The 8,899-nt window shown below is 66.2% G+C and carries 13 protein-coding genes; 7 read left to right on the top strand and 6 right to left on the bottom strand.

Translation table 11 applies throughout. From position 1 onward, the window contains the following. Nucleotides 1-206 precede the first annotated feature (206 nt). The 6 genes from P1X14_RS20895 to P1X14_RS20920 all read left to right on the top strand — a co-directional run bounded on the left by P1X14_RS20895 (nucleotide 207) and on the right by P1X14_RS20920 (nucleotide 3,890). Nucleotides 207-626 (top strand): hypothetical protein, encoded by a 420-nt coding sequence (locus P1X14_RS20895; protein ID WP_277317356.1) that lies wholly within the window; start codon nucleotides 207-209, stop codon nucleotides 624-626. Next, entirely contained in the window at nucleotides 623-1,033 is a 411-nt protein-coding gene (locus tag P1X14_RS20900) for a hypothetical protein (RefSeq protein ID WP_277317357.1), read from the top strand. Before P1X14_RS20895 ends, P1X14_RS20900 begins: the two co-directional genes overlap by 4 nt. 32 nt (nucleotides 1,034-1,065) lie before the next feature. Beyond that, nucleotides 1,066-1,509, top strand: coding sequence for a hypothetical protein (locus P1X14_RS20905; protein WP_277317358.1), 444 nt, complete (start codon nucleotides 1,066-1,068; stop codon nucleotides 1,507-1,509). A gap of 106 nt (nucleotides 1,510-1,615) precedes the next feature. Next, nucleotides 1,616-2,371: an isocitrate lyase/phosphoenolpyruvate mutase family protein gene (locus P1X14_RS20910; RefSeq protein WP_277317359.1), complete on the top strand. Its 756-nt coding sequence runs from the start codon at nucleotides 1,616-1,618 to the stop codon at nucleotides 2,369-2,371. A 61-nt stretch (nucleotides 2,372-2,432) separates the two neighbouring features. Beyond that, entirely contained in the window at nucleotides 2,433-2,801 is a 369-nt protein-coding gene (locus P1X14_RS20915; RefSeq protein WP_277317360.1) for an endonuclease domain-containing protein, read from the top strand. Nucleotides 2,802-3,014: 213 nt separating this feature from the next. Further along, nucleotides 3,015-3,890, top strand: coding sequence for an AraC family transcriptional regulator (locus P1X14_RS20920; RefSeq protein WP_277317361.1), 876 nt, complete (start codon nucleotides 3,015-3,017; stop codon nucleotides 3,888-3,890). Between the two features lie 51 nt (nucleotides 3,891-3,941). On the opposite strand, the gene P1X14_RS20925 is transcribed toward P1X14_RS20920, so the two are convergent. The 3 genes from P1X14_RS20925 to P1X14_RS20935 all read right to left on the bottom strand — a co-directional run bounded on the left by P1X14_RS20925 (nucleotide 3,942) and on the right by P1X14_RS20935 (nucleotide 6,551). Then, a complete protein-coding gene (locus P1X14_RS20925; protein WP_277317362.1) occupies nucleotides 3,942-4,235 on the bottom strand; it encodes a DUF3297 family protein in 294 nt (97 codons plus the stop codon). Between the two features lie 225 nt (nucleotides 4,236-4,460). Continuing rightward, nucleotides 4,461-6,110: a cyclic nucleotide-binding domain-containing thioredoxin-disulfide reductase gene (locus tag P1X14_RS20930; protein WP_277317363.1), complete on the bottom strand. Its 1,650-nt coding sequence runs from the start codon at nucleotides 6,108-6,110 to the stop codon at nucleotides 4,461-4,463. Between the two features lie 90 nt (nucleotides 6,111-6,200). Continuing rightward, entirely contained in the window at nucleotides 6,201-6,551 is a 351-nt protein-coding gene (locus P1X14_RS20935; RefSeq protein ID WP_277317364.1) for a hypothetical protein, read from the bottom strand. 163 nt (nucleotides 6,552-6,714) lie between these two features. On the opposite strand from P1X14_RS20935, the gene P1X14_RS20940 reads away from it, so the two are divergent. Further along, nucleotides 6,715-7,113 (top strand): EVE domain-containing protein, encoded by a 399-nt coding sequence (locus P1X14_RS20940; RefSeq protein WP_277317365.1) that lies wholly within the window; start codon nucleotides 6,715-6,717, stop codon nucleotides 7,111-7,113. Here P1X14_RS20940 and P1X14_RS20945 read toward each other — a convergent pair. The 3 genes from P1X14_RS20945 to P1X14_RS20955 all read right to left on the bottom strand — a co-directional run. After that, nucleotides 7,110-7,613 (bottom strand): hypothetical protein, encoded by a 504-nt coding sequence (locus P1X14_RS20945; protein WP_277317366.1) that lies wholly within the window; start codon nucleotides 7,611-7,613, stop codon nucleotides 7,110-7,112. The genes P1X14_RS20940 and P1X14_RS20945 overlap by 4 nt on opposite strands. Nucleotides 7,614-7,681: 68 nt before the next feature. Further along, nucleotides 7,682-8,551, bottom strand: coding sequence for a rhamnogalacturonan acetylesterase (locus P1X14_RS20950; protein WP_277317367.1), 870 nt, complete (start codon nucleotides 8,549-8,551; stop codon nucleotides 7,682-7,684). A gap of 65 nt (nucleotides 8,552-8,616) precedes the next feature. Continuing rightward, nucleotides 8,617-8,899 (bottom strand): hypothetical protein (locus tag P1X14_RS20955; RefSeq protein WP_277317368.1); only part of this gene is annotated, 283 nt, incomplete at its 5' end.

The following is an 8,899-nucleotide window of genomic DNA, read 5'->3' on the forward strand; positions in this document are numbered from 1 at the left end:
GCCCGCTCCCCCACCCGGCCTCCCATCCAGCATATTCTGTGGGAGGCCGGGTGGGGGAGCGGGCTGGAACCGCCGCAATTCCGCGCAGCTGAATCCAACTAAATCCGAAAACTAAAGCCGCGGCGGCCTGATTACCCCAACCGGGGGTGCAGGCCGCCGCGGCTTTCTGTCATCAACCCCCCGAAGTGATTGAAACGGGGGTTTCGATGCGTATCGCGATACTCGCCATCCCGGTGCTGCTGCTCGGCGCCGCCGCGCCCGCGCCGCAAAGCGGCGGCGGCTGGCAGATGTGGGAATATCGCGCCGATCGCGTGATCGATGCGATCGACAACGCCAATCTCAACATGCTCGACGTCCAATGCTCGGGCGTCCGCGACGTGCTGAACAAATCGGGCTTCCAGTTCCCCGTCTGGGCACAGGGCCTGCGCACCGCCTGCGCCGCAGCACGCAACGTGTTCGAACCCGTCGACAGCCTGCGCCGCGTCCGCATCGTCTGCCGCGATCTCAAGGCCGCGGCAAAGCAACTGGCCCGCGCCCGCGAAGTCCCCGAGGCGCCCGAAGCCGACAATCGCGCACGCCGCCTGTCCGCGCTCCTCCTCCACGTCCGCGACATGGCCTGCAAATGAAGACCCCGTTCCATCGCGCGCTCGCCGCATCGCTGCTGATCCTCGCCACCCCCGCCGCCGCGCAGGAAGCCAGCGATCAGGCGTGGAACGACTGGGTCTATCGCGCCGGCACCCTGCTCAAGGCGATCGAGAGCGGCGAGAAGAGCCAGGTCGACCTCTATTGCCGCAACATCCATCGCGAAGTGGGCGGCAAATACCTCCCCCAATGGGCGACCGGCCTGATCTATGTCTGCGATGCGCTGAAGACCGGCCTGGCCCAGGGCCGCAGCCGCGCCTTCTGCAATCGCGTGCGCAACGCCGAGTCCGAACTGGGCAAGGCCAGGCCGGTCGCGGCCGAACCTCGCGCCTATCCGCTCGCGGTACGCCTTACCGGCGCGATGCGCGGGCTGCGCGAAGGAATGTGTTGAACCCAATCCGGTTACTTTGAAGGAACAAGACCATGCGTATCCGTAACTGCCTCATCGCCGCCGGCCTGGCCGCCGCACTCGTCCTCCCCGGCATCGCCGCCGCCAAGGACAAGGCCGAAGGCTGGGCCAACTGGACCGCCCGCGCCGAACGCATCTTCACCGCCATCGCCGAGGGTGACAGCGCCCGGCTCGACAGCGCGTGCAAGGGCGTGACCGGTGTGGTGATCGGCCAGGGCTTCCAGTTCCCCGGCTGGGCGCGCGCACTGATTCAGGTCTGCACCGTCACCCAGGCAGCCTATCATGGCTCGGGCAATAATCGCCGCTCGAAGCAGATCTGCAACGATCTTGCGAGCGTGTCGAAGCAGATCGGCAAGTCGACCGAAGTCCCCGAAGGCCCCGGCGCCCACAAGGTCGCGCAGAAGATTTCCAAGGTGATGATCGAAGTCCGCGATCAGGTCTGCGTCAACTTCCGCTAGGTCCGCTTCCGGACGCACGCCGGCCGGTCCGTGCGTGCGTCCAGCCCTTGACCAAACTGGAACAAATTGGCAACAAACCTCCAGCCGGAACCGGCGGGAGGATAGCATGACGACCAAGTTCGAACGCTTCGCTGCATTGCATGTGCCGGGCGATCCGCTGATCCTGTTCAACGTGTGGGACGCCGGCAGCGCCACGGTCGCGGAGAAGGCCGGCGCCAGCGCCATCGCCACCGGCAGCGCCTCGGTCGCCACCGCGCACGGCTATAGCGACGCCGAAGCGCTCCCGCTCGATCTGGCGCTGGCCAATGCCGCGCGCGTGGTGAAGGCGACGTCGCTGCCCGTCTCGATCGATTTCGAGGGCGGCTATTCGCCCGATCCCTATGCCGCCGCGGCCAATGCTGCAAAGCTCGCCGCCACGGGCGCCATCGGCTGCAATTTCGAGGATCAGGTGATCGCCAGCCCGAAGACGATGCACGACACGAAGGATCAGGCCGCGCGGATCGCCGCGATCCGCTGGGAGGTGGGCCCCAATTTCTTCATCAACGCCCGCACCGATTATTTCCTCATCGCCAAGCCGCCCGAACATGACGAAGCCCTGGCCGAGGCCGCCATCGCCCGCGGCCTCGCCTATGCCGAAGCCGGCGCCAGCGGATTCTTCGTCCCCGGCATCGCCGATCTCCGCCTGCTGGAAAGGATCTGCAAGGCGGTGCCCCTGCCGGTAAACTTCATGGCCTACCCTGGCTGCCCCGACGCAAAGTCGGTGGCGTCGGCCGGTGCGGCACGGATCAGCCACGGGCCGTTCCCTCACATGGCCGCGCTGAAAGCGTTCGAGGATGCGGCTAGGGCGGCGTTTAGTGGGTGACACAATCCTCCCCCGCCAGGGGGAGGTGGCAGGCGAAGCCTGACGGAGGGGGAGGTAAGCAATGCGCCTCGATGGATCGCAACCAAGCCGCGGCAACGCCAAGCGCCTGCGCAAGGTAATGACCCCACCCGAAATCGGCCTGTGGCTCGCGCTCAGGAAGAACAAGACTGGCCTGCGCTTTCGCAGGCAACATGCGGCGGGGCGCTACGTGCTGGATTTCTATTGCGCGCCTGCGCGTCTCGCCATCGAGGTGGACGGCGAAGCGCATGAACGCGGCGACCGGCCGGCTCGCGATATCTCCCGGGATAACTGGTTGGCTGGCCATGGCGTGAAGGTGCTACGATATTCGGCAAAAGACGTGCTTGGCAATGTCGAGGGCGTAGCTCGCCAAATCGTCGATATCGCACGCCAACGTTCGGACTCGCCTTAGCCTTGAATCCTCCCCCGCCAGGGGGAGGTGGCGCGCAAAGCGCGACGGAGGGGGAGGAATCACTGAAGATAGTTGGTCGCTTACCTCCCCCTCCGTCAGCCTATGGCTGACACCTCCCCCTGGCGGGGGGAGGATTTCAGAACTCAGCAATCCCTGTCAGGCGCCCCCTCCGCTTGCCCGCTACCCCGGCATCCGCCACGACAGGATGCACGAATGACCGACGCGATCACCGCCTATCACGCCCGGATGCTCCGGGTGCTCGACCATATCGATCGGCATCTCGACGATACGCTCGACCTCGAGACGCTGGCCGGTGTCGCGGCCTTTTCGAAGCATCATTTCCATCGCCAGTTCAGCGCGCTCTTGGGCATCGGCGTTTCGCGATATGTCCAGCTGCTGCGCATGAAACGCGCCGCATACCGGCTGGCCTATCGCGAAACGCCGGTGACCGAGATCGCGCTCGATACCGGTTATGAAGCGCCCGAAAGCTTCACCCGCGCCTTCCGCACCATGTTCGGTCAGGCGCCGGGCGAGTTCCGCAAGCTTCCGGCGTGGGAATCGTGGCTCCAGGCCTGCGGGCCGCTTGCCAACCCAAGGAGCTTCCAGATGACTACTCCCACCCCCGATCAGGTCGAGATCGTCACGACCGACGCCGCTTCCGTCGCGGTCCTGACCCATCGCGGCGATCCTGCTCGGATCGGCGACACGATCCAGCGCTTCATCGCCTGGCGCCGCGCGACCGGCCTGACGCCGAAAGTCAGCGCAACCTACAACATCTTCCATTCCGACCCGGCCACGACAGCGCCCGAGGACTATCGCCTCGATCTGTGCGCCGCCACCGATCGCCCGGTCGCGCCCAACGATGATGGTGTTGTCCCCGGAGAAATTCCCGCGGGCCGTGCCGCGCGCCTGACTATCACCGGATCGAGCGACGATCTGGGACCGGCAGCCGACTGGCTCTACCGCGAATGGCTGCCCGCCAGCGGCGAGGAACCGCGCGACTTCCCCTTCTATTGCCGCCGGGTGTCGTTCTTCCCCGACGTGCCGGAGCATGAAGCGGTGACCGAGCTCTATCTGCCGCTTGCTTGACGAAGCACACCGTCGCCCCGGCACTTCGGCCGGGGTGACGGCGAGCAGAAATCACTCGCCCTCGGGCTTCGCGCCTTCAGCCGCTTCCGTCTCGCCCTCGCCCGGCGCCGGCGCTTCGAACCAGGCCTCGACCGGCCCCTTCAGCGTGATCGTCAGCGGATTGCCCTTGCGGTCCATCTTCTTGCCGATCTGGACCTTGATCCAGCCTTCGCTGATTGAATATTCCTCCACGTCGCGGCGCTGCACGCCCTTGAAGCGGATGCCGATGCCGCGCATCAGCGTGGCTTCGTCGAAATGCGGGCTCTTCGGATTGACCGAGAGGCGGTCGGGAGGGGTATCGCTCATCCGCGCCCTTTGCCGCAATTCGCCGTACGCGGGCAAGTCCCGTAGATTAGAGTCGTTTTCAGCGATGCTGAGGCGGCACCGGCCCGCTCCCCCACCCGGCCACCCAACGACAGTGTATTCTATGGGTGGCCGGGTGGGGGAGCGGGCGGAGCAGCCCAAGGTTCCGGCGATGCGAAGCATCGTTGGAAAGGCTGCGGAGGGCGGTGCCGTATCCACGCAAGTGGATCAGACTCGAAGCCCTTCCAGATATTTGTGGATCGCAGAGACCACCACCGATCCCTCGCCCACGCCCGATGCCACGCGCTTGACCGATCCCGAACGCACATCGCCTACCGCGAAGATGCCCGGCTTGGACGAGCAGAAGGGCGACACGCCCTCGCCGGTCAGCACGAAGCCTTGCGTGTCCAGATCGACGCACCCGTCGAGCCATTTGGTATTGGGCGCCGCCCCGATCATCACGAACAGCCCGCCGACTTCCAGGCGATGCTCCGCGCCATCCTTTTCGGTCCAGCTCACCGCCTTCAGGTGCCGCTCGCCCTCAAGGGCCGTGACCTGGCAATAGGGATGCAACGTGATCCGGTCCGAAGCTTCGATCCGGTCGATCAGATAGCTGGACATGGTCTCCACCAGCCCCGGCCCGCGCACCAATATGTGCACATGCTTCACCGTGCGCGCGAGGAACACCGCCGCCTGCCCCGCCGAATTGCCGCCGCCGATCACCACCACTTCGGTGTCCGCGCACAGCCCGGCTTCCATCGCCGTCGCAGCGTAATAGATGCCGCTGCCTTCCAGCTCGCAGTAACGCGGCAGATCGAGCTTGCGGTATCGCGCGCCGGTCGCGACCACCACCGCGCGCGCCTTCACCGACTTCGCATCCTCCAGCATCACCACGAACGGCACGTCGCTGCAGTCGATGCCGGTCGCACCGCGCGCCACCAGCAGCTTCGCCCCGAATTTCTGCGCCTGCACCTGCGCCCGCCCGGCAAGCGCCTGCCCGGAAATGCCGGTGGGGAAGCCGAGATAATTCTCGATCTTCGAGCTGGTCCCGGCCTGACCGCCCGGTGCGATGCCCTCGATCACCGCGGTATCCAGTCCCTCGGACGCGGCATAGACCGCCGCCGCCAGTCCGGCCGGTCCGGCGCCGACCACTACCAGATCGTGCACATGATCGGGATCGATCGCCACCGTCAGCCCCAGAGCATCGGCCAGCGCGGCATTGCCCGGATTGCGCAGCGCATGCCGCTCGCACACCACAACTGGCAGGTCTTCCGCGGTCAGCTCGAAACATTCGAGGAAGCCGCCTGCATCGACATCTGTTTCGGTATCGATCCTGCGATGCGGGTATCCGTTGCGCGTCAGGAAGGTTTCGATCCGCACCGTATTGGCCGAATGGCCCGGCCCGATCAGCGTCACCCCGCCCTGCTCGTGCAGCATCAGTCCGACGCGGCGCAGGATGAAGGCGCGCATGATGATCTCGCCGATATCCGGCTCGGCCGCGATCAGCCGCTGGAAATCGCGCCGCTTGACGCGCAGCACGCGGCTGCCCGGCTTGGCGCGACCGGTGACCAGGATCTTGCGGTCGTTGAACAGGTCCAGCTCGCCGGTGAACTGGCCGGGCGTGTGGGTGTGGACGACATGGCGCGCGCCTTCGTCGTCGCTTTCCAGCACTTCGATCCCGCCTTCGAGGCATAGGAAGAAGTCCACACTGCGCTCGCCCCGCTCGAACAGCATGGCGCCATCGGGCAGCGATTCCGCATGTCCGAACGCGATCACGCGCGTCAGCATCTCCGGCGCCAGCACCGGAAAGGTCTGCGCCATGCGCTGATAGGGATCGCTGGGGTCGGGCCGCTGCCCGTTCGATTCTGTCTGTGCCACGCCTGCATTCATATCAGCAGCGCAACATCTGGCGAGCCATACGATGATATGAGGGCGCGGATCCCATCGGACCCGCGCCCCGAAAGCCGTTTAGCGGCAGTAACGCACGCGGACGTGGCGGCCCTCATAGGGATCCCACACGCGGCGCACGGTGCAATGGTCGTACCCACGATAGCGGCGGTAATTGTCGCGATACCAGTATCCATCGCGCGGATAATAGCCGCGCTGGCGATAATAGCGGCGGTCGTAATCGTAGCGGCGATCCTGCGAGATCGAAGCACCGATCGCCATGCCGACGATACCCGCGACGATCACGTCGCCCGAACGGTCGCGATCGCGATAATGGCGGTAACGCTGCGCATCGGCAGGGGCAGCGGCGGCAGTCAGCGCCGTCGCGCCGAGGACGGCGCCCAGCGCCGCCTTGGTGGCGAAGTTCAACATGACATTCCTCCTCACTCATACTGGCGCCGCGCTCATCCGGAGCGATGCCCGCCATCCCGTCGGCGGGGTTTGTGGCGCTGAGGTGTGAAGGGATAACGCGTGAGGCCTGAACTGGTTCGGAATCGGGTGTTCAGCCGGGGTTTAGGCGGCTAACCGGGTGCGCATGAACTACTGGCTGCTCCGCTCCGAACCCGATGCCTATAGCTGGGACGACCTGATCCGCGACAGCGCGACCGAGTGGAACGGCGTGCGCAACTATACCGCGCGCAACTTCCTGAAGGATATGCAGCCGGGCGATCAGGCCCTGTTCTATCACTCCAACACCGAAAAGGCCGCGGTCGGGATCATGGAGATCACCCGCGCCTGGCAGCCCGATGGCGACGACGGCAAATGGGCCAGCGTCGCGGTGAAGCCCGTCCGCAAACTCGCCAAGCCGGTCCCGCTCGCCGACATCAAGGAAGAGCCCCGCCTCAAGGCGCTCGAGATGCTCCGCCAGTCGCGCCTCTCGGTCACCCCCGTCCGCGCCGAGGAATGGACCGTCCTGCTGGAAATGGGCGCCTAGCCTCCGCGCTCCGCCAGAAAAGCTTCCATCCGCGTCAGGAAGCGTTCCACGCGCGCAAGATCGTCGGGATATTCCATCGCAAAGGGCAGGATCGCCTGCCGCGCCGCGTCCAGCGTGTCACGAGAGCCGGCCCAGTCGCCCTTGGCGTCCAACGCCCAGGCCAGCTTCGTGTACGCGATGCACAAATCGCGTTGCGCCAGCATTTCGCTACTCGCAGCCAGTTGCCGCCGTACGTCGAGGCACGCGTCATAGCGCGCGAACGCCATATCGATATCGCCCTGCGCCCGCGCCACATCGCCCAGCCGTTCCCAGGCCAAAGTGAGATCGCGCAACATCTCCCGGTCCCCGGCCCAGGTCTCGCGCACGCGCTGGATCAGGGCCTCCGCCCGCTCATATTCGGTCCACGCATCGTTGATCCGCCCCTCGTTCAGGGCCGCATCGCCATTATTGAGGTGGCCGATCGCCACGTTCCACAGGAAGTTCCGCTCGCCGATCTCCATCCGGCCAATGTGCCGACCACGGCTGCGCCCACCATCCCCACATTCGTGGGGTATGGCGTAGGGGAGGGCTATTGCACCAGCATCCGCCGCATCTTCGGCACCTGCACCGCCAGTTCGGCAGTCACCATCGCCGAGAAGAAGTCGGCGCCCTCGGCCCCCAGATGGGTATAGTCGAACGCCAGCTTGGGATCGCCCAGCGGCTCGACCGCGGCATTGGCCTGAGCCGCCGGCGCCGCTACGGGTGCAACGCCGGTCGAGGAAGCGATGGTCGTCCCGGTCAGCGCCGCCGCGGCCACTTCGCGCGAAGGCGGCATCTGCGCGAAGCGATTGGCCAGCGACGGCCCCATCGCCTGCACCGCCGCCACGCTCTTCGCGTTCAGGTCGATCAGCGGCACGTCCATCTCCTTCGCCACCGCGCGGATCGCCGCCGACCATGGCTCCAGATCATTCTCCAGCCTGCCGCCCACGAACTGCCGCCGGGTCAGCGGCGTCAGCAGCACCGGAACCGCCCCCGCCGCCCGCGCCTCGCGCACATAAAGCCGCAGATTCTCGGGAAACTCGCTTGCCAGATCGGTCGACCGCCCCGGCTTCCCCGGCTGGTCGTTATGCCCGAACTGGATCAGCACCCACACCGTCTCGAACCCCGGCGCCTTCATCTCGGACAGCGCCAGATCCCACGACCCCTCGGCGCGATAGCTGTAGGTCGACCGCCCGCCCCGCGCCATGTTCACGCAGTGGAGGAACGAAGTGACATGCTTCGCGCAAAAGCTCCCACCCCACCCGCTCAGCGTCTGCGTGGTCGAATCCCCCACCAATATGACCTTGGAAGCCTTGATCGGCGTAACCGGCGGCCGCTCACCGACGCCCGAAGGCGCGGTCTGCGCGAGCGCGGGAAACGCCAGCATCATCCCCGCCGCGATCATCAAGCCCAGCCGCATCCCATCTCTCCCATGGTTTGAGCCCAGCCTATTGGACACCGGTGTCAACAACAAGTCCCGGCGGCTCACACTTCCTCTTCTTCGATCTCCATCACGGGCAGCAGTTCGCCACGATAGGGATCGCCGTTATGCGGCAGCGGCACATAGCTCTCGCCCGGATCCGCCTCCAGCACATCGGCCGCCGCCTCGCCGCCCATATCCAGCGCGGCATCGGCCAGTGCCCGCCGCTCGGACAGGCAGCGATCGCCGCTTCGATCGCCGCCTCTGCCTCGGGATCGAGCGTCACACCCGCAAAGCCATCCATCGCCGCCGCCAGCCGGTCGTCGCGCGCGGCGCCGTCCTCGCCCA

The organism is Sphingomonas sp. AOB5 (assembly GCF_029433115.1).
In the GTDB taxonomy this organism is placed as follows: domain Bacteria; phylum Pseudomonadota; class Alphaproteobacteria; order Sphingomonadales; family Sphingomonadaceae; genus Sphingomonas.